Here is a 21,316-nt window from a genome sequence, read left to right as displayed (position 1 = left end):
ACTCTGAACGGCGGAGAATTCGAGCGGGACGCCGCGCTATTGCATCCGGACGCGTGTGCATTCACCCTGGACAGGCGTCCATTCGCCCTGGACACGTCTGCATGCGATCTGTGCGCGTGTGCATGCCATCTGGACGCGTGTGCATTCATGCGGCACAGCCGCGCATCCCTGGTGGACAGCTTCGCATCCCTGCTGGACAGCGTCGCATCTTTGCGGCGCAGCAGCCACTTCAGTTTGGACCGATGATCATCTCTTCTGGACGGCTGTTGATCCGTGCTGGACGATGACCACTTCCTGGTGGACGGCCGTTCATTCCTCCGGCACGACGAATGATTCTCTCGGTACACCGATCAGTTCGAGCGGGACGAGCTGCAAACTGGTCTGCACACCGATCAATTCGATCGGCACTGCTCTTCGTTTCATCTGGACAGCCATCAATTCGCCCGCGACGAGCTTGAGTTCCTTCGGGACGACGCGGAGTCTCTCCTGTGCACGATTCAGTTCTCGCGGTACGCGATTCAATTCGATCTTGGCGGTGTCGTGATACGAGTGGCTGAGCTGATGATCAAGTGAAACGAACGTGCGAGGCGGTTGTACATGTCTCAGTTCGCGCGTCACAGGCTTCATCCTCTCGGGCCATCCGCACATTGCGGCGTCGCGATGCGCCTCGTGACCGGCACGGCTTGAACGCTCGCGGTACGAGCTTCTAACTCGTCGGCGCAGCTCGTCGAATCGCCGAACGCGAACTCTTCTCGGCGGTCGCGCAACGAGTCTACAAGGTGGGAATCCGCGATCGGCGGGACATCAGCACGAGACCGCGTGGCGAGAACATCGCTGCTTCTTCCCGCTATATGGGCATGGGCTAAACGCAAAAACCGGCCATTGACGCAAGAGGCAATTTCTGCCGCCCTCGCTCGCGAGACTCGCGCCGCCAGACGACGCAACGAACATCTCGCGGTAAGCGCATCGAAGTGCCGAACGAACTGTGAGCGTTCGGGAAACGAGTTCGTGATCGAGGAGCGTCGGTCACGATCAAAACCGCGTCTCTCGTCCCCCTATATATAGGCATTTTGCGCAAGGGGCGGTGCGTACCGCCGTCGAATGCGTGAGCACTCCGCGGGCGTCACGACGTCTCACGACCGAGCGCGAGTCTAACCCTACGCATGCGATCGCGGAGATTGTGTAACTACTAATGATCGTTGATGTTGCGCGTGCTCAGGCAACTCGCTATGCGGTTGCTTGCGTCAGGAACTGACCGCGAAAGAACGTCGTGAGCGGAGCTCTTGCCGCATATGATTTTTCGTCTCGGAGACGTTAGGCACCGTGTCAAGTGCCGATCAGAGAAATTTTACAATTGGAGGTCGAGTGTCTCTCTCGTGAGACAGTCCTCACGCGCAGTCCCGCCACGAAGTTCGCGGCGGGGATCGACGGGACTGTACTGGGTTCTTCAGGAAATTCTGGGAACCGTGCGAAGCACTGGCATCGGGAGAGGCCGCTGAGGCCACTGACACGGCGCTGAAACCGCTGACAAAGGAGCGAGGCGGAGTCGCTGATCCTCCTGGACGCGGGCGCTCGGCGCGCGGGTTTGGGCGGCGTAGAAGCCCGAGGGGGAGACCTCGAGCGCCCGACACATGAGTCGCACTGGATAGCGCTGCTCGCGCGGCACCCGGTCCCCGTGATGCTGGGCAATGCAGGCGTACTTCACCGCGACTCCTTCGCGAAGAACGCCGCCGCTTTTTTTAAGAAGTCTCGCTCCTGGCGCAGGCGCTCATTCTCGCGGCGCAAGCGCGCGAGTTCCTGCTCGGGGGTGAGCGGGCGCAGATCGGGCACGGCGGTCCGCACTTCCGTATACCCGCGCCGCCGGCCGGGACCCGGAAAAATCTGCTTCGGCGTCGCGCCGTTAGGCGCCGCCGCGACCTGTTTGGCCCAGACGCGGAGCAGATCGGGGCCGAGTTCAAGTTCTTCGCTCACGCGCTGTAAGCTCACCCCCGTGGCCAACCGATCTCGCATCAGGCGCACTACCTCCACCTTGAACTCAGACGTATGCTGCCGCGGGCGCTTTCCTTTTGTCGACATGAACACCTCCTCGAAGCACTATTTGAGGTGTCCACCAAATCGGGTCAACTCCACCCGTCAGTGGTGTTAGCGTTAGCGTCGTGTCAGTGGTGTCAGCGGCCACTCTGGCAAAGCGCAATCATCTCGAAATTCCCGGAAGATCCAAACCTAACAATTGGCGCAGGGAGGGTCCGTCTCGTGAGACGATCAGCGTGAGGAGGACAGATCTAAAACACCGGAACTAAAGCGGCGGCTCCAGGGAGGTAGCGGTATTGGCGCGCGCTGATGTGTCAGCGCGCAAGCGAGCAGACACATAGAAAGTCAGAGGGCCGAGGACGATCGCGACGGCGGTGCCGATGAGCGCGGGGAGGCCGTACTCGCCGTCGCGGAACGACAGGAAGATCACGACCAGCAGCACGAGCATCGGCAATGCGGCGAGCGCGGTGACGGCGTTGGCGCCGATGGGAATGCGGAATGCACCGCGCAAGTCGGGTTCGCGTCGACGGAGCATGACGAGCGACGCGAACTCGAGCGAAAGGGCGAGCGAGTACAGGAGAACATCTGCGACGACGAGGCTGCCGAAGGGAATGAGGACAAACGCCGAGTAGACGATCGCGGAGACCAGCACCGCGTTGCGCGGCGTGCCGTTGTTGTCCGTTCGCGCGAGGGGCGCCGGAAGATACCCGTCGTCGGCGATGGCGAAGGGGACGCGCGAATAACTGAGGAGCAGCGCATTGAACAGTGCCAACGCGCTGACCATACCGGCGACGGCAATCCAGATGGCGAGCGCGTGGCCGACGGAGCCTCCGGCGTTTTGCGCGATTTCCGGCCAGCCGCCTTCGGTCCACGTCCGCCAATCCGTTGCGCCTAACGCGGGCAGCAGCGGTACGAAATAGCTGGCGACGACGAGCGGCAGCGCAAAGGCGAGCGCGCGTGGATACGTTCGCGAGGCGTCGCGGACCTCACCCTGCGCGGTGGATGCGTTGTCCCAGCCAATGTAGTTCCAGAGTGCGATCGAGAGGCCGACGGCAAGGCCGCCGAGACCGTTCTGTCCCGGTGCCGCGAACGGCTGCCACGGGATGTGCGTCATGTGCGGCAGGGCGGCGAGCGCCAGCGTGAAAAACCCGATGATGACGAAGAGGCCAGCGATCACCGACGTGCGGCCGACTCGGAACGCGCCACGGAGATTGATCGCGGTCGCGCTCCAGATAACGAGCAGGGCGACGATCCAGCGTTCCACTCTGCCTAACGATGGAGCGAAGTACGCCAGATACTGATTGAACAGTACCGGGTAGATCGCCATGTCGACGAGCGAGTACATCCAGGTGAGCCAGCCGTTCTGGTATGCCCAGAATTGGCCGAACGCGCGCTGCACCCAGCGATAGTAACCACCCTCGAGCGGCAGCATGCTCGCGAGCTCGCCGACGATCAGTACCTCCGGGATTGAGTACACGAGCGGCACGAGCAACAGAATGAGCAGCGCGAGCCCTGGCCCGACCTCGTGCACCAGCGTCTCCGTCGTGAACGCGCCGCCGGAGGTGCTGAAGTAGAGAATGAAAACGAGCGGAAGCGTCGTCAGCGTGCGCTTGAGCATGGGCGATAAACTATCACCTTGCGCCGGCCTACCTGTTCGAGCAGCTACCCATTCGCGAGCGGGGAGTAGCTTACACCACAAATGACTGCTCCACGACATCCGACGACAAACGGCAAGCCCGAACGTCTCACCTGGCGCGAGCGATTCGCCGCGATGCGGTACGTGCCGGCGCTGCTCGTCCTGGTCTGGCAGACCGATCGCCTCCTGACGCTCGCGACGGCGGTGCTCCGCGTCGTGCGCGCGTTCGTGCCCGTCGCGACGCTCTGGATCGGCAAGCTCATTATCGATGAAGTGATTCGCGCGCGCGGCGCGGCACCGAATTGGCGGCGACTCGCCCTCCTCGTCGGCATCGAGCTCGCCATCGCCGTCGGTAGCGACGCGCTCGGCCGCGCTTCCCAGCTCGTCGAAGGTTTGCTCGGTGATCTCTTCACCAACCGGATGAGTATCCGGCTAATGGAGCACGCGGCGACGCTCGACCTCGCGCAGTTCGAGGATCCCGAATTCTACGATCACCTCGAGCGGGCGCGACGCAACACCACGGGGCGAATCGGTCTGCTCGCGCAGGTGCTGAGCCTCGCGCAGGATGGCTTGACGATGATGACGCTCAGCGCCGCGCTCCTCGCGTTCAGCGTGTGGCTCTTCTTCCTTCTCGTGATCGCGACCCTGCCGGCCCTCGTCGGCGAGGCGCACTTCGCGTCGCTCCAGTATTCCCTCCTCTTTCGCCGAACACCCGAGCGCCGACAACTCGACTACCTGCGCTACGTGGGCGCGAGCGTCGAGACTGCAAAAGAAGTACAGATCTTCGGTCTCGCGCCGTGGCTCATCGGCCGGTACCGGCAGCTGTCGGATCTGTTCTATGACGAGAACAGGATTCTTTCATATAAGAGAGCCGGAATCGGCGCTCTCCTCTCGTTGCTCGGCACGGCGGGATATTACGCCGCATACGTCCTGATGCTCGTCCGCGCGGTCCTCGGAACAATCAGCGTCGGAACGCTCACCTTCCTCGCGGGGTCGTTCCAACGCGGACGCAGCTCGATTCAAAGTCTCTTATTGGGCGTGAGCTCGGTTGCCGAGCAAGCGTTGTACCTCAAGGACCTCTTCACCTTCTTCGAGATGAAGCCGACGATCACGGCTCGGCTGGGCGCTCCGCCGGTACCGAGGCCGGTCCGTGAGGGATTCGTCTTCGAGGACGTCGGGTTCTCGTATCCCGGAAGCGATCGGTGGGCCGTTAGGCACATCAACTTGACGCTCACGCCTGGCGAGCGCGTCGCTTTCGTTGGCCTCAACGGTGCCGGCAAGACGACGCTCGTGAAACTGCTCAGCCGTCTCTACGATCCAACGGAAGGGCGCATTCTCCTCGACGGGCGCGATCTTCGCGACTACGATCTCGCGTCGGTTCGACAGGCAGTGGGCGTGATCTTTCAGGATTTCGTGCGCTACGACATGCGCTTCGACGAGAACATTGCCGTCGGCGAGATCGACAGCGCGCGCGAATATCTCGACCAGGCACCTCGGGCCGACGACGCGACGATCGAGCCGCATCCGGCGGTCGCGAGCGCCGCCGAGCGGTCGCTGGCGGCATCGCTTCTGCCGCGGCTTCCCGCACGCTATCGGCAGATGCTCGGCCGCCGGTTCGAGCAGGGCGTCGATCTCTCGGGTGGCGAATGGCAGAAGGTGGCGCTCGGGCGCGCGTACATGCGCGATGCGCAGCTACTCATCCTCGACGAGCCGACGGCGGCGCTCGACGCGCGCGCCGAGTACGAGGTCTTCGTCCGCTTTGCGGAGCTGATCGGCGGCCGCATGGCGATTCTCATCTCGCATCGTTTTTCGACGGTGCGCATGGCCGATCGAATCATCGTGCTGCAGAATGGCACGATCACGGAGCAGGGGACGCACGAGGAGTTGGTCACTGGCGGCGGCTTGTACGCCGAGCTGTTCGACATGCAGGCGTCGGGGTACCGGTGAGTTGCGGTGACCTACGTACGGCGCGCCTGACGAGTGAGCGTCATCGGCGCGTCACACACGGCCGCCAATAGTTAGCCTTCGGCCTGTGTCTTGCGGCATGCTCGCGCGCCGCCAGCGCGGGATGCCATCATTGCAGCGGCCCCGCGCCGTATCAGCAGCTCCTTCATTAAAGGATTCTAAGATTAGAGCGTTCTAATCCTGGCCCTTTAGTGGTGAGCTCCCTCATTCCGTGAATCCCCCACGCGCGTCAGCTGGCGGATGACGTGCAGACCTGGAGGTAGAGCGATGCATCGACACGCCACAGTCCTCGCGCTCACCGTCGCCGTTGGCCTCATCGTTGCCTGCGCCGCCGATCGCGGTGCCGCTCCGCGTCGAGAGATACGTCAGAGTGGCAGCGCCTTCCTGAAGGTGCCGTGCTCGGACGATCCAAGCCAACCTGGATGTGATGGAAGCACTGGACCGGGTAGTCCCACTGTGGACTCGACGCTCATTCCACTGTGCTCCACCGTGGGCGGTTCGCACGCGGAGAGCACGACGCCCGCATCGGATACGAGCATAGCCGTGAAGGTTGACGGTCCATTGTTCATCCGTGGATGTCGTGGACCAGCCATCTGGCATGCGACGGTGCTCGGCAACGCGGGATCCGTACACTATCGCTGGTACTACAGCGCCTGCGCAGGCCTCTACAACTACTGCGGCGCCGGATTTGGCCTCGCTGCCGAGGGCGACAACACGCCCGACCTGAGCACGACCCTAACGGTGGACATACGGACGGTGTTTGTATATGTAGAGGTGAAAGACATGGCGGGTAAGCTACTGACTGGCGTCAGTGGTCAGGTGCTCACGAAGGGGCCGGCGTGGGGAGCTGACGGCGGCCTAACGTTCAAGCAACCGTGCTTTGTCGCAGACTATCCGTTCGGCGTCGAGGTGACGACGTATCCCGAGAAGTACACGGAGCTGACGTGGGCTCCGAACGCCTACTTCCAGACAATGGATCCGTACTACGTCCCGGTTCCTAACTGGTACTACTACAGTCGCAACTACTGCAATGGGAATCGCGAATTTAACCCGGTCACCGGATCCCCGACCAAGCCTGCCGGTTCTACGCCGTAGTCGAACGCGCCAGTGCGTCTGAAGATCTCGTCGTGTCTGGATCACGATGCGTCCGCAACATTTTCCATCGCCGGCGCCGCCGTATTTCACCGGATCGAGGCGGCGCCGGCGAACGCCTAGGGGCTCGACGGACTGCCGTCTCGCGTCCACACGAGAATCACTCCGCAGCCGCGATCGAAACCGGCGAACTGCGGCGGTGTTGTCGCAGGTCCAGAGTACACCTCGATCGCACCCAAGTCCTTCGGTGACGGCAGCAGGTCGAGATTGAATGGCGTCGGAAGGGCGACGTTATCCAGATACACGGTCATTGGACACGCGCCAAGGCTCGGATTTGCACCCTCGCGATAGCTGAGTGCGTACCACTCCGTGAGCACGCTCGAACGATTTGGTGAGACATTGATCGTCTTGAACGACCGTAAGAGCTCGGTGGCGTAGACCGTGTTTTTCGCTTCGATCTCCTCCTGCGTCATGAATTCGCCCATGCCCAATTTGCGTCGAGCGAGGAATTCGCCCATTCGAATCGAGAATGGTTTCTCGCTGACCGTCACCGTCGCCAGCGTCGTGACGATCGGCTCCAGGGTGTACGAGAGCCGTGCGGTATCAAACGCGGCAACGTCGACGATACCAGACGTGGGCCGGTAGCCAACGCGCTTCACGATCACCAGATACTGACCCGGTCGGAGTTTGGTAATCCGGAATCTCCCGTTAGGCCCCGTGCCCACACGGATCGGTGTACCGACGATCGAGACGAACGCGGCATGGAGCGGCGCCATACTCGTGTCGCTCACCAGGCCGTCGATGGTGCCCTGCCCCTGCACGGGACTCACGATCACTTGCGCGCCGAGGCGCGACGCCGCGAGCGCGATCGCGAGTGCCAGTGACAGGACCGGAGAAACGGTGCTACGCATCATCACATCCTCGACTGAAGACTCCCTCCGAGACGAAACCGGAGGCCGTAGTGCTTCTCGGCCTCCGGCTTCGTTCAGATATCCTAACCGCCGATCGCGCCGCCGCTATGGGGCGCAGTCGTTGAGACCATTGGGCCCAAGCATAGCGCCGGTGAGGCCGACGCGCACGAGACACTCCCCCTGAATGATCGGATTCACGATTGCAACGAAGTTCTTGTTCGGACCCGACGCGACGTCGAGCGGTAGCAGATTCAGTTTGCCGTAGCGACGGTAGTCGATCCAGCGATCGCCTTCCATCATGAGCGAGTAGCGCTTCTCGTACAGTATGCCCGTCAGAATCTGATCGGTGGTCGACGCGGCCGTCAGCGTGGACGCTGGGAGACCGCCGGAGTTTTGACGCACGATGTTCAGATCAGCGATCGCTCCAGCCGGATCGCCCGTCGCCAGCTTCGCTTCGGCACGAAGAAGGATCAGCTCCTCGTTCCGGATGATGGGAATGGACGAAGACACCGTCGGCCAGATGCCGAAGCCGAGTGTCGACGATCCGGTCGTTGGACCGGCAGACGTTACCGGACCCTGACGCGACTGCAGCCCAGTTCGAATTTTGGCCGTGTATCGATCGTCCGGTGTGACGCCGTCCGCCTTGAGTTGCACGTCGGACTGGAACGACATGTGGGCATACAAATTCGTGTTCGTCGCCTGGGACAGTGGATTGGGCGTATCAGGCGACGGAGCGTACGTGTCGTAGACGCCGGCATCGAGCGCGGCACGCGATGTCGCCGCGGAATTCAGGAACGAATTGCCGAGGGCGGTGAGCGCAGCTTGCCACGCGGTCGCACCACCGCCGGCCGTGGCATAATGAGTCGACGCTTTCGCCTTGAGCGCCTGGGTGAACTGCTTGAAGGTGGCCGGCGCATTGAAGCCGGCGAATCCCGACGGCAGCGTGAACGGGAACGCCGTGGAGCCCGCGGCCAGCTTTGCCGTCGCATCGTCGAGCGTGTTGAGAATGTACTTATACATCGAATCGCGTGACACGAAGGGCGCGAGCGCCTTGGGGTCGTCCTTGACCTCCGTGATTCCGCCTAACGTATCATGCGTCTGCACGATCTCGAACAGCATGTAGGCTTCGAGTGTTTCGGCGAAGCCCAACGCGGCGGACTTCTGCGCGGGGGTGAGCGTCGCGAGCTTGTTCACGCTGTTCTTGAAGTTGTAAATGTCCCGCAGCGTGCCGTAATCACCGCCCCACGGTCCCGTCGCGAACCCCGTGGGATCCAGCTTCTGCACGCCATTCACGACGATGCCGATGAGCGGATGCGTAACGTTGCGTCCTTCGGTCGGCGTGAACGTGTAACTCTCTCGGCCAAGAACACCGGCGTTGGTGATGAAGCCGGACCGCTGCCCGCGCTGGTCGACGAGCAAGCCCGTCGCCAGGAGCTGCAACGCGGTCGGATCGGCCGTCGCACCGGTGACGTCCGGACTGTTCGGATTCTTGATATTCAGATCGCTGTTGCTGCAGGCGCCGACAACGATCGCCAGCACGGCGGCGCCGAGCATTGTGCGCATTGGAATCTGTATGCGTGTCATGGCTCAGTACCCGAGATCGAGGCTGAAGTAGAACTGCCGGTTGCTGGGATATGGCGCGAGGTCGATGAAGCGGTTGAAGTTCTGGTTGCCGAAGTTGTTGAACTCGGGATCGAAGCTCCAGTAGTTGGTCCACATCGCGAGGTTCCGAGCCTGCACCGAAATGCGCAGCTCACGAGCACGCGCAAGCTCCGCCCACCGCTGCGGGGCCTGGTACGTGAGGTTCACTTCGCGCAGCTTCACGAACGTTCCCGCTTCGATGTACGGCGTGATGTTACCGCTCGCGAAGTTTGCATAACGAAACTCTCCGAGCGGTATCGTCGGATCGGGTGAGGGCTTGTCGTAGTCGCGCGAATTGCCGCCCTCGTCCCAGAGGTTCTTCGTCATCGACGACGTGTAGCCCGCGACGCGCCAATCGACGAGTGCCGTCGCCGACAGGCGCTTGTAGCGCACGGTGTTCAGGAACGACGTGTATCCGCGCGGATTTGCATCCGCGACGATCGAATCGCGCACCGTCGCCCCGGCAACGCTTTCTCCCGGTGCGAGCCGATGGCATGGCTGCCCGTCGGCTCCCGTACCGATCACCACTTGGCCGCTCCCATTCGTAGTCGGGATGCAGCTGAAGCGCAGGTTGCCCCAGATATACGTCGGACGCACGCCCACCGCGATACGGTTGCGGCCATACGATGAGCCGAACGATCCACCCGGTGCGACGAAGGCAGGCACGGACAGCTTGTCGACTATCTGCACGTTGCTCTGATAAGTCGTCCGGAACGTCCACTCGAGATTGGGCCGATTGATCGGAACGAGTGTGATTCCCGCTTCGATGCCCCGCGTCGACATCTGCCCGCCGTTGATCGTCTGCTGCGTGAGACCGGAGCTTGGTGCAAGCGGGAAATTCACGAGCAGATCCTTGATGACTCGCTGGTAGCGGGTCGCCTCGACGGCAACGCGACCACGCAGCAGCGCCCCGTCGAACCCATACTCGAACTCGTTCATCACTTCAGGCTTGATGGCCGGGTTACCGACCGACGATGAGGCAACCAGCGAACCCGCGCCACCGATGACACCGCCAGAGGAGATCGTGATATCGCGCACGCCGTAGTTGGGCCGATTGCCCGACTGCCCGTAGGATGCGCGCAGCTTGAACTCGTCGATGGCCGACGTGAAGCGCGACAGCGGCTCGACGAATCGATAGCTCGCCGAATACTTCGGGAAGAAGTAGTACTTGTCCCGATCGCCGTTCGCGCTGCTGCGGTCAGCGCGCGCACCCACCGCGAGCGAGAGGCGCTCGCCTAACGCGATGATCTGCTCGTTGAAGTAGCGTGACTGGTCGACGAACTGCGTCAACGTGTCGCCGGTGAGAATGTCGGTGCCGTTTCGCACCGCTTCGCGCGTCGGGGTAAGACCACGCTGACGCACGAAGTAATTGTTTGTAGACTGCGTCTCGATCGTGCCGCCAATGGACGACTGCGCCGAATTCAGCCAGCGCCACGTCGGCGTGTACGTCCAGACCGCGTTCACACTCTGATTGAGGAACCGGCTGTCGAAGTTCGAGACCTGCGCCGTTCCGAGGAATCCGTCCGCCGGCTCGAATTGCAGGAAGTTCGGAGAGTACTGATTGCCCTCGAACTGGAACCGATCGATGCCGCCGATGTACGTCAGTTGCACCGTATTCGTCCCGCTCGACAACAGCGAGTAGCCGAGGCGGACGTTCCCCTGCTGGCGCCACGTGTCCTCGTTGTTCTTGATATCCGCCAGTACTTCGAACGGATTCGAGGCCGCCGAGCCGCCGCCGCCCATATACATCTTGATCAGTCGACCGGTGGTCGGATCGATCTGGCGCAGATCGTAGATCGCTGGCCAGTAGCCGAACGAGTAGGTCGGGCTCGTGCCGGAGTTCTCGTTGTTGCCGATGCCGTCCTGGACAAAGCTGTGCGTGACGTCGACGCCGCCACTGAGCGTGATCTTGTCGCCGATCGTCTGGTCGATGTTCAACCGTCCGCCCGTCCGTCGCGCACCGGTGTTGATCTGAACGCCGTGGTTCTGCCGATCGTTGAGCGAGGCGTAATAGCGCGTGTTGCCGATGCCGCCAGAGGACGTGGCCAGTGTTTCGAACGACGGAGTGGTCTGACCGTAGAGCTCACCCTGCCAGTCATACTTGGCGCACTGCGGCGTGCAATTGGCGCGCGCGATCGAATCGGCGGTGAGATTGCCGCCGAGCCACGGCTTCACGGCGCCGTTTGCGCACGTCCCGAGATCGGCGGCGCTGTAGGTCGGCCCGCAGCCATCGGCGTAGCTCGAGAAGGTCCGCGAACCGAGCAGCCGCGTCGCTTGAGATTGGCCCATGCGCTCGGTCACATCATAGCGCGGTGCGCCTGCCTTCCCCTTTTTGGTCGTGATCACAACGACACCGTTCGTCGCGCGGGAACCATAGATCGCCGTTGCCGCCGCGGACTTCAGAACTTCGATGCTCTCGACGTCGTTGGCGTTGAGGTCCGCGAGTCGATTGACGGTCTGGTCCTGGCTGGAGTTGGAGGAGCCGCTCGAGTGCGTGATCGAGGCGAGACCGCCGGCGACGGACGCGTTCGATACGATGACGCCATCCACGACATAGAGCGGATCGCCCTGTCCGAGGATCGACGTCGCGCCGCGGATCTGGATCTGCATGCCGCCCCCGGGAACGCCGCTGTTCTCGTAGATGGCAGCGCCAATCACCTTGCCAGAGAGTTGCGCCTCGATCGACTTCGCGGGCGCCACCATGAGCTCCTCTGCCGACACGGTCGAGATTGCGGTGGAGGCGTTTCGCTTATCGACTGTCGTCGCCTGACCGGTGACCGTCACGCCCTCCAACTCCAGGACGTCCTTCTCGAGCACGAAGTCCGCGGTCGCTTGACCGGCGACAACGCGCACCGACTGTCGCTTGTAGCCGATCGCGCGGGCGAGGACGGTCACTTCAGCTTCCGGAACGCGGATTCGATATTCGCCACGATCATTCGTGCGAACGCCGATCTGAGCGCCAACAACGCCGATGGTCGCCTCTGTGACCGGCACACCGCTGCCGAACTCTGTCACCTTGCCAGTGATCTCTCGCGTTTGGGCAACCACGGTGGTCGGCGCGAGAGCGAGAAATACGACGAGCGATGCTAGTGTGTGACGCACGGAAAGCACCTCGCGTGGTGAGAGTTCGCTACCCTTCTGTCGGTCCTGGCATCAGCCGTGTTTGTACACGCGCTAACGCGACGTAACAGCGCGGGGAGAGACGTCGTGATGAAACGGCTCGCAGGAAGCGCTATGCGGCGTTGGGCATCACGAGCGGCATCATCGCCGAATCGCGCTGAATCTCCACGCCGCGAGTAGGCTGTCAAGAAGGATGAGCAGGTATTAGTGAGGCGGAGTTAGGTCAAGTGAGATCCCAACGAGTCGAACCGGCAATGCATGTGACGGAAGTACCTCATCGCGTAGTTTGGGGCCGTCTCGCCCCATTGAACCCTCACGATTCTGCTTCGCGTGAAGCGCGCGTCATCGATGGCTAACGAGTCGCCCGGGCCACACGTCCGCGTGTACGCACCCGGCGGCATCGGCAACATCGGTCCGGGACTGGACGTGCTTGGCTGTGCTCTTACCGGGCGCGGCGACGTCGTCGAGCTGGCGTTCAGTGACGAATCGTCCCAAACACCCCTCCGGATCGTCGAGGCGGGACACCCCGAGCTCCCCAACGACCCCACGCGTCATGCAGCCGCCATCGCGGCGATGGCCGTCGTGCGCGCGGCAGGGGTGCGATTGGATCGGGGACTCGTTATGCACGTGACCAAAGGCCTGCCGCTCGCTGGCGGCCAGGGAGGTAGCGCCGCGTCCGCGGTCGCCGGTGCCGTCGCGATGAATGCCCTCCTCGGCGCACCCCTCGACGCGCAGGCGCTGCTCGCCGCGGCGCTCGACGCCGAGGCAACGGTCGCGGGGCGACACGCCGACAACGTCGCGCCGGCATTGGTCGGAGGGCTCGTCCTCGTCCGATCGGTCGACCCGCTCGATGTCGTCAGCCTTCCCTTCCCGACGACACTGCGCGTCGCGCTCGTGCATCCCGAGCAACGCTTTCGGACCGCCGAGGCGCGCGCGCTCCTGCCGTCGTCGATCGAACGAGCGCTGCTCGTTCAGCAGAGTGCAAACATCGCCGCGATGGTCGCCGCCTTCGCAAGCGGTGATCTCGATCTCTTGCGCCGTGCCCTTGACGATCGCATCGCCGAGCCGGTGCGCGCGCCGCTGCTAACCGGGTTCAGAGAGGCGAAGGCAGCGGCGCTCGAGGCAGGCGCGGCGGGGTGCTCGATTTCAGGCGCGGGCCCAACGAGCTTCGCGTTCGCGCCCAACGACGCAACGGCGACGCGCGTCGCCGAGGCGATGTGTGCGGCGTACGGATCGCGCGGCGTTCGTGCCAGCGCGCGCGTCGAGCGGATCGATCCGCAGGGCGCGCGCATCCTGTAACGCAAAGTTTACGGAACGTCGTCGGGATCAGGCGTGTTGCCACCGCCGGCCGGATCGACCGGGCGGACGATGAGATAATTGTCCGGCGGCGTCGCGCCTAACAAGTAGGTGACGAAGTAATCCCAACGACGGCGGATGAAGTAGGGCTCGTTCAGCCCGTGATTCCGGTTGGGCGCGATGATCAGATCGAAGGTCTTATTCGCCTTGATCAGCTCGTCGACGAGCTGAATCGTGTTCGCGGGATGCACGTTGTCGTCCATGTCGCCGTGCATCAGCAGCAGATGGCCGCGCAGATTCTTCGCCATCGACTTATTGGCGGAGCCCTCGAAGTTGTCCGTCTTGCGCAGCGTGTCCTTGTTCATCAACCCCTGATACTTCTCCGCCCAGTAGATGTTGTAGCTGCGATTGTCGTGGTTCCCCGAGCCCGACACGGCAACCTTGAAGAAGTCCGGATACCGAAGCATGGCGTCGGTCGACGCGAACCCGCCGCCGGAATGCCCGAAGATTCCGACGCGGTCGAGATCGATGAACCTGTACTGCGCCGCCAGCTGCTTGATCGCGGCGATGTGATCGGGCAGACCGTTGTCGCCGAAATTCCCGTAATAGTTGTCGTGGAACGCCTTCGAGCGGAACGGCGTTCCGAGGTGATCGAGCTCGATGACGACGAATCCGAGCTCGGCGAGCGAGAAGTCCTCACCGCCATTCTTGAACTTCCACTGCCCGACGCTGCCGACCTGCGGGCCTGGGTAGATGTGATCAATGATGGGATACTTCTTCGTGCTATCCAGCTTCGGCGGCAGATAGATGACGCCATACAGGTCGGTGACCCCATCGCGCGCCTTCACCGTGAACACCTGCGCCGGCTTCCATCCGGCTCCCTGCAGGCGGCTGACATCGGTATCCTCGAGCTTGCGCACGATGCGGCCATCGGGCACCGCGCGGAGCACCGTCACGGGCGCCTTCTCGATGCGGGAGTAGCTATCGACGAAGTATTTCCCGTTAGGCGAAAAATCGATGTCGTGGTGTGCGTCTTCGGGCGTCAGAAGCGTCAGGCCGGAGCCGTCGTAGTTCACGCGATAGAGGCGCGCATAGTACGGCACGCCCGGCTCGCGGCCACGCGCCGTGAAGTAGACGTACTTGTTCACCTCGTCCACGTTCTCGATCTGGCCGACGTCCCACTCACCCATCGTCAGCTGGTTTTTGAGCATGCCGCTGCGGAACTTCGAGCTCGAAAGGTCCACCTCGCCGTTCGCGACGCCGCCGCGCGACGAACCAGCCGGCGTCCCGGCCAGCGCGACCGCGCCCGTGCCGCCCGCGTCCAGACGGTAGAGATGCGACCAGCCATCCCGCTCGGACCACCAGAACGCATCAGATCCGTCCTTCGTGACGTACCAGCTCACCGGGTCGAACGTGGGCGGGCCGATCTCGACGAACGTCTTGCTCGAATCGCGCGCGATCACGTGAACCGCACCGGTTGTTGCGTCGACGGAAGCGAGATAAGCACTCTTGGAACCACGCGTGAACCACGTGACATAGACCTTGTCCGATGTCGCGCTCCACGCCGAGTCGCGCGCCGATCCGACGATGGTGAGTTGGTTCGGCGTCGGCGTCAGCTTCACCGCGAGATTACTCTTCGCCGCGACATCGATGATGTGGAACTCCGGGACTGGCACGATCGAGTCGCCGGGCAGCGCATACGGTTGACTGTAGACCTTGGGCCGCTGCGGCGTGTACGAGATGTACGACATATGAGCGACGTGCCGCTCGTCGTTCCGTGAGACGATGAGCTTCTTTGAATCGGGCGACCAGCGAATCTGCGGGCGGCGCGGCTGCGGCCGCTGGAGCTCGCTCGGCCGCGGCTCGTTGAGGCCGTACGAGAAGAACTTTTCGCCATCCGTCGTGAGCTGCGTCGAGTCGCTGCCCCCTCGTGGACGAACATAGACGTTGTACTTCGAGATGAACGCCTCCCATTTCTTGTCCGGAGAGAGCACGTACGGCACTTCGCTCGGCAGCGTGTCGTGCACCGTGCATTTGTACGAGCCGACGTCGCAGAGAAAGCGCTTCTTGTTCGCGGTGAACTCGATCTCCCGTTCGTTCTTTCCGTCATTCGTGAACTTGAATGTCCGGAAGGGCAGTTTCGACGGGTCGTAGCTCGTATCGTTGGCGACCGACATCGCCGCGGCGAGCCGCATGTTCTCGAATAACAGGGAGCGCGTTCCCTTCTGCGGATCGACGATCACAAACTCCGCGCCGACGGCGGTCTTGTTGCGATACCAGAAGCGCGCGCCGTCGAGCAGCCACTGCGGACGTACCTCGTCGCCGGACACGAGCAACGTCGTGTTCCAGTCCAGCAGCTGCTCGGCGCGCGTGTAGCTCACCTGCTGGCTGAACGCGACCGGTGCCGATGCGACCACCGCAAGCGCGGCGAGCACGGTGGGCATGACGCGCGCGATGCCGCGAGTTTCGTTCATAACGAGCTCCCCTATTCGTGAGTCACAATAGAAAAACGAAGATTCCAAGAATGGTCAGGCGACCTCGAGGATGGCCTGCATTTGCGGGTTGTGAAAGTTGCAGCGATAGCCGAACGTCCCGGTGGCGCGAGCGCCAAACGTCACGACAAATCCTGGCGCTAGGCGCTTCTCCGCACCAGGGTCAGGATCGTGTAGACCGCGACCGGCTCGTCCGCCTGATTCTTCACTTCGACATCCCACGCGACGACGCCCTGGGGAATCTGACCTTCGCGATCCTCCTTCACCGTCTTCTGCTTACAAGTGAGGCGCGCGTAGATCGTGTCGCCGATGTAGACCGGCTTTACAAACCGAAGGCTTTCCAGGCCATAGTTCGCGAGCACGGGTCCGGGCGCGGGATCGACGAACAGTCCGGCGGCCGCGGAGAGGACGAAGTAGCCATGCGCGACGCGCCGCTCGAACAAAGATTCCTTCGCGGCGATATCGTCCATGTGAGCATAGAAGAAATCGCCGCTGATCCCCGCGAAATTCACGACGTCCGCCTCGGTGATCGTGCGCCGATGCGTGATGAGCGTTTCTCCGATCTCGAGCTCGTCGAAATACTTCCTGAAGGGATGGACGCGGTCCTTCTTCTGATCCGCGCCCGCGATATACTCGTTGACGACGCGCGAGATCGTGGTCGGCGATCCCTGCAATGCGGTGCGCTGCATGTAGTGCAGGACGCCGCGCACGCCGCCCATCTCCTCGCCACCGCCGGCGCGTCCCGGACCGCCGTGCACAAGGTGCGGCATCGGCGAGCCGTGGCCCGTTGACTCCTTCGCACTCTGCCGGTTCACGAGCATCAACCGCCCGTGGTGCGATGCCGTCCCGAGTACGACCCGCTTCGCCACCGCGTCATCCGCCGTGAACAGCGATCCGACGAGTGATCCCCGGCCGCGTTTGGCGAGCTCGATGGCGTCGTCCACGCTCTTGTATGGCATGACGGTATTCACAGGCCCGAACGCCTCCACATCATGCGGCGCGGTGCTGCGAAACGGGTCGCTCGCGTAGAAGAGAAGCGTCGGGAAAAAAGCCCCGCGTGCGCGCTCGGCGCCAACCACGTCGAACTCGTCGGGATTTCCGAAGACGCGCTCCGTTTGGCGCGCGATCGCATCGACGCTCTTGCGTACCTCGCGCACCTGCGCCGGCGCGGCGAGCGGACCCATACGCACACCCTCGATCGCGGGATCCCCGATTTTCACACTCTCGAGTCGCCTAACGAGCGTCGACATGAAAGGTTCAACGAGGCCTTCGGGAACCAGGGTACGCCTGATCGCCGTACACTTCTGCCCCGCCTTCACCGTCATCTCCTTCGCCACTTCCTTCACGAAGAGATCGAACTCCTCGCTACCCGGCGCCGCATCGGGACCGAGCATCGAGAAGTTGAGCGAATCGGCTTCGGTGTTGAAGCGAACGTTCTGATCGAGGATCGACGGCTTCGCGCGCAGCATCCGCGCCGTATCCGCGGATCCAGTGAAGGCGACCGCACACTGCGCGTCGAGATGATCGAGCAGATCGCCGGCACTCCCGCAGACCAGTTGCACCGCACCCTCGGGAAAGATTCCCGATTCGATCATCGCTCGGAACACCGTCTCTGTGAGGTACGAGGTGAGCGTCGCCGGCTTGACGATCGCCGGCACACCCGCCAACAACGTCGGCGCCAGCTTCTCCATCATTCCCCACACGGGGAAATTGAACGCGTTGATGTGAACGGCGACGCCCTCGAGCGGTACGCAGATGTGCCGCCCGACGAACGTTCCGCCTTTCGACAACGACTCGGTCGCACCGTCGACGTAGAATGTTTCGTTAGGCAGCTCGCGACGCCCCTTCGACGCGTAGACGAAGAACGTCCCGATCCCGCCGTCGATATCGATCCACGAATCGCCTTTCGTTGCTCCTGTCGCCGCCGACACGCGATAGAAGTCGTCCTTGCGCGCGGTGAGAAACTGCGCCATCGCTTTGAGCATCAGCGCGCGCTCGTGAAACGTCATCTTGCGCAGCGCCGGTCCCCCGACGCAACGCGCATACGCCACCATCGCCGCGAAGTCCACACCGTCGCTCGACGCCTCCGCCACCGGCACCCCGGTCACGGCATGTGTGAGCGTCGTGAAACGTCCGCTCCCTTCGACCCACTCGCCCGCGACGTAATTGAGCAGCTTGCGCGGATGCTCACCGGTGAGGTCGAGCGCGGAAGCTGTGAGCGTACTCGTCATGAAAGACTCCAAATGAAAGCCAACCTTGTCAGGATGACATTCGCTCCACCACCATCGCCATTCCCTGCCCCACGCCGATGCACATCGTTGCCAGCGCGTAACGCTTTTGCGCGATCGCGAGCTGTCGCGTCGCGGTGAGAACGAGCCGAGCACCCGACATGCCTAACGGGTGACCGAGCGCGATCGCACCGCCATTCGGATTGACGCGGGGATCGTTGTCGTCGATGCCGAGCTCGCGCAGACACGCGAGCGATTGCGCGGCAAACGCCTCGTTCAACTCGACCACATCGATATCGTCCAGGGTCAGGCCGGCAAGTGCGAGCGCCTTACGAGTCGAAGGCACCGGACCCATTCCCATGAGTCGCGGCTCGACTCCCGCAACAGCCGTCGCGACAATGCGTGCGGCGGGTTGCAAGCGAAACTTGTCGAGCGCGTCGTCCGACGCGATCAATAGCGCAGCGGCTCCATCGTTCAGGCCAGACGAATTGCCTGCCGTCACCGAACCCTCGCCGTCCAACCGAAACACGGGCTTGAGCCTGGACAACACATCGAGCGTCGTGTCCGGCCTGATGAACTCGTCCGCCTCGAAGCGCTTTGGCTCGCCTTTCCGTTGCGGAATCGACACCGCAACGATCTCCGCCTCGAAGCGGCCGGAGCTCCGTGCTCGAGCCGCTTTCTGCTGAGACGCAAGAGCAAAGCAATCCTGATCTCCGCGCGTCACCTTATACTGCTCGGCCACGTTCTCCGCGGTCTGTCCCATCGAATCGACGCCGTAGCGTTCGCGCATCTTCGGATTCACGAAACGCCAGCCGAGGCTCGTATCGACGACTTCGATGTCGCGCGACCACGGCTTGCTGGCCTTCGCCATCACGAATGGCGCGCGCGTCATGCTCTCGACGCCGCCAGCGACGTAGAGATCTCCCTCGCCGATCTTGATCGCTCGCGCAACGCTCGCTACCGCGCTCATCCCCGACGCGCAAAGGCGATTCACCGTCTCCCCTGGTACCGTGTGCGGCAGTCCCGCGAGCAAGGCCGACATGCGGCCGACGTTGCGGTTGTCCTCGCCCGCCTGATTCGCGCATCCGAGTACGACGTCGGCGATTTCCGCCGGATCGACTTCGGGATGACGCCGCATCAATTCGGCAATGGCGTGCGCCGCGAGATCGTCGGCTCGCACCTCCGACAGCCCGCCACCGATGTTACCGATGGGCGTTCGAACGCCGTCGACGATGTATGCGTCTCTTACTTTCATATTCGCTCACTCTCCACTCCCCGCCGCAACGTCGCGGGAGAAGAAATCCGTCTTCGTCTTATACACCGTGCCGCGAAAGAGACCAACGACCGTTCCATCGCGCCGAGTGACGGTAACGCGGTAGTACCCGAGGCGATTGCTCGCGCCCTCCTCCTCCGCCTTCGCGATCAGCTCGTCTCCCACCCGTACCGGCTGCGGATACGTGATCGAATTCTCGATGCTCACCGTAACTCGCCCGTGGGTGTTCGAGGCGAAGGCAAGCGCGCTGTCCGCGAGTGCGTACACGACGCCGCCGTGCGAGACGCCGAAGCCATTCACCATCTCGTCGCGGACCATCATGGCTACAGTCGCTTCGCGCGGCCGCACCGCTAGAACTTTAATACCCAGCCAACGGCTGAATGCGTCGGCCGCCATCATCGCGTCGACGACGCGCTCGGCGAGCCGTTGGTCCGAATCGAGGTCGCTCATTCGGTGATGCGCCGGTGCTCCGACGAGAGCCGGCGCAGGAGCGGGCTAGGCCGATAGCGATCTTCTCCGTACTCGCTTTGCAGCTCGGTCATCGCACGAAGCACCCACTCGAGACCCCGCTCGTCTCCCCAAGCCAGCAAGCCCTTCGGGTAGTTCACTCCCTTCGTCATCGCCAGGTCGATGTCCCTGATCGACGCTACACGGAGAAACACCGCGTCGACGGCCTCGTTGATGAGCATGGCGAGGATCCGGTCAAGGATGGCACCCCCGAGCTTCCGATCCTGCGTCGGTTGCGGCGCGGTCGCGCCCGGCCGGTAATCATAGTATCCGCGGCCACTCTTCCGACCGAGGAAGCCGGCTTCGACGAGCCGCCGCTGCGTGAGCGACGGCCGGTAGCGCGGATCGAAGAAAAACGCTTCGAATAGCGACCGCGTGACGGCGTAATTCACGTCGTTGCCGATGAAGTCCATCAGCTCGAAAGGGCCCATGCGAAATCCGCCCAACTCGCGCATCGCCCAATCGATAGTGGCAACGTCGGCGACCCCTTCGTCGAGCAGACGAAGCGCCTCGCCGTAAAAGGGCCGCGCAATGCGATTGACGATGAAGCCCGGAGTGTCCGATGAGAAGACGGGCGTCTTCTTCCACGACTCGGCCAGCCTCCACGCCTCCTTCACGACCTCAGGCCTCGTACCCAGCCATGGCACGATCTCGACGAGCGGGAGCACCGGCGCCGGGTTGAAGAAGTGAATGCCGACGACGCGCTCCGGCTGTACGACCGCCGACGCAATCGACGCCACCGAGAGCGATGACGTGTTCGTCGCGAGAATCGCGTCTCCGGCGACACAGGCAGCGAGCTTCGCGAAGAGAACCTGCTTGGCGGCAAGCTCCTCGACGATCGCCTCGATGACCAGTCCGCATTCGCGATACGCGAGCACGTCGTCGAGCGGCGCTCTCGCGAACGAGATTCGCGCCAGCGTCGCCTCGCGCGCCTCGCGAGTGATCCTGCCCTTCTCGACGAGACGCTCGAGCGACGAGCTGATGTCCTGGGCGGCTTTGGTCGTCGCGTCGGGCCGGGCGTCGGCGAGCATCACCCGATGGCCAGCCTGGGCTGCGACCTGCGCGATGCCGCTCCCCATCGCCCCCGCGCCCACGACGCCGATCAGAATCGGTTCCTCGGACAC

At 63.0% G+C, this 21,316-nt stretch carries 14 protein-coding genes and 2 pseudogenes; 4 read left to right on the top strand and 12 right to left on the bottom strand.

Annotated features, from left to right (window positions below; all coding sequences use genetic code 11):
* The coding region (locus VGH98_25470) for a hypothetical protein (GenBank protein HEY2379356.1) at nt 1-246 on the top strand (246 nt) is incomplete at its 5' end.
* Nucleotides 247-309: 63 nt separating this feature from the next.
* Here the strand turns inward: VGH98_25470 and VGH98_25465 are convergent.
* The 4 genes and pseudogenes from VGH98_25465 to VGH98_25450 form a co-directional block, all read right to left on the bottom strand.
* On the bottom strand, nt 310-618 hold the full coding sequence (locus VGH98_25465) for a hypothetical protein (protein HEY2379355.1): 309 nt from the start codon (nt 616-618) through the stop codon (nt 310-312).
* Nucleotides 619-1,591: 973 nt separating this feature from the next.
* Nucleotides 1,592-1,788 (bottom strand): annotated as a pseudogene (locus VGH98_25460) (hypothetical protein).
* 27 nt (nt 1,789-1,815) lie between these two features.
* A pseudogene (locus VGH98_25455) lies at nt 1,816-2,010 on the bottom strand (hypothetical protein).
* A gap of 286 nt (nt 2,011-2,296) precedes the next feature.
* Nucleotides 2,297-3,649, bottom strand: coding sequence for an APC family permease (locus VGH98_25450; protein ID HEY2379354.1), 1,353 nt, complete (start codon nt 3,647-3,649; stop codon nt 2,297-2,299).
* 81 nt (nt 3,650-3,730) lie between these two features.
* On the opposite strand from VGH98_25450, the gene VGH98_25445 reads away from it, so the two are divergent.
* A complete protein-coding gene (locus VGH98_25445) occupies nt 3,731-5,614 on the top strand; it encodes an ABC transporter ATP-binding protein (GenBank protein HEY2379353.1) in 1,884 nt (627 codons plus the stop codon).
* Nucleotides 5,615-5,899: 285 nt separating this feature from the next.
* Nucleotides 5,900-6,727, top strand: a complete 828-nt coding sequence (locus VGH98_25440) for a hypothetical protein (GenBank protein ID HEY2379352.1) — start codon at nt 5,900-5,902, stop codon at nt 6,725-6,727.
* A 116-nt stretch (nt 6,728-6,843) separates the two neighbouring features.
* Here the strand turns inward: VGH98_25440 and VGH98_25435 are convergent, their stop codons facing one another.
* The 3 genes from VGH98_25435 to VGH98_25425 all read right to left on the bottom strand — a co-directional run bounded on the left by VGH98_25435 (nt 6,844) and on the right by VGH98_25425 (nt 12,378).
* Nucleotides 6,844-7,638, bottom strand: a complete 795-nt coding sequence (locus VGH98_25435; GenBank protein HEY2379351.1) for a carboxypeptidase-like regulatory domain-containing protein — start codon at nt 7,636-7,638, stop codon at nt 6,844-6,846.
* A 102-nt stretch (nt 7,639-7,740) separates the two neighbouring features.
* A complete protein-coding gene (locus tag VGH98_25430; GenBank protein ID HEY2379350.1) occupies nt 7,741-9,219 on the bottom strand; it encodes a RagB/SusD family nutrient uptake outer membrane protein in 1,479 nt (492 codons plus the stop codon).
* A 3-nt stretch (nt 9,220-9,222) separates the two neighbouring features.
* A complete protein-coding gene (locus tag VGH98_25425; protein HEY2379349.1) occupies nt 9,223-12,378 on the bottom strand; it encodes a SusC/RagA family TonB-linked outer membrane protein in 3,156 nt (1,051 codons plus the stop codon).
* A 348-nt stretch (nt 12,379-12,726) separates the two neighbouring features.
* Here VGH98_25425 and VGH98_25420 point away from each other — a divergent pair, with 348 nt between their 5' ends.
* Nucleotides 12,727-13,695, top strand: coding sequence for a homoserine kinase (locus tag VGH98_25420; GenBank protein HEY2379348.1), 969 nt, complete (start codon nt 12,727-12,729; stop codon nt 13,693-13,695).
* 8 nt (nt 13,696-13,703) lie between these two features.
* Here the strand turns inward: VGH98_25420 and VGH98_25415 are convergent, their stop codons facing one another.
* From VGH98_25415 to VGH98_25395, 5 genes are all read right to left on the bottom strand, one after another.
* Nucleotides 13,704-16,166, bottom strand: a complete 2,463-nt coding sequence (locus VGH98_25415) for a DPP IV N-terminal domain-containing protein (GenBank protein HEY2379347.1) — start codon at nt 16,164-16,166, stop codon at nt 13,704-13,706.
* A gap of 158 nt (nt 16,167-16,324) precedes the next feature.
* Entirely contained in the window at nt 16,325-18,415 is a 2,091-nt protein-coding gene (paaZ, locus tag VGH98_25410) for a phenylacetic acid degradation bifunctional protein PaaZ (GenBank protein HEY2379346.1), read from the bottom strand.
* Between the two features lie 28 nt (nt 18,416-18,443).
* Entirely contained in the window at nt 18,444-19,667 is a 1,224-nt protein-coding gene (pcaF, locus tag VGH98_25405) for a 3-oxoadipyl-CoA thiolase (protein HEY2379345.1), read from the bottom strand.
* A gap of 6 nt (nt 19,668-19,673) precedes the next feature.
* On the bottom strand, nt 19,674-20,135 hold the full coding sequence (paaI, locus tag VGH98_25400; protein ID HEY2379344.1) for a hydroxyphenylacetyl-CoA thioesterase PaaI: 462 nt from the start codon (nt 20,133-20,135) through the stop codon (nt 19,674-19,676).
* On the bottom strand, nt 20,132-21,316 hold the full coding sequence (locus VGH98_25395; protein HEY2379343.1) for a 3-hydroxyacyl-CoA dehydrogenase NAD-binding domain-containing protein: 1,185 nt from the start codon (nt 21,314-21,316) through the stop codon (nt 20,132-20,134). Before VGH98_25395 ends, paaI begins: the two co-directional genes overlap by 4 nt.

It is taken from the genome of Gemmatimonadaceae bacterium (assembly GCA_036496605.1).
Classification (GTDB): Bacteria; Gemmatimonadota; Gemmatimonadetes; order Gemmatimonadales; family Gemmatimonadaceae; genus AG2.
The sequence above is the reverse complement of the archived record's forward strand: the minus strand, read 5'-3'. Positions and strand labels throughout refer to the sequence as shown.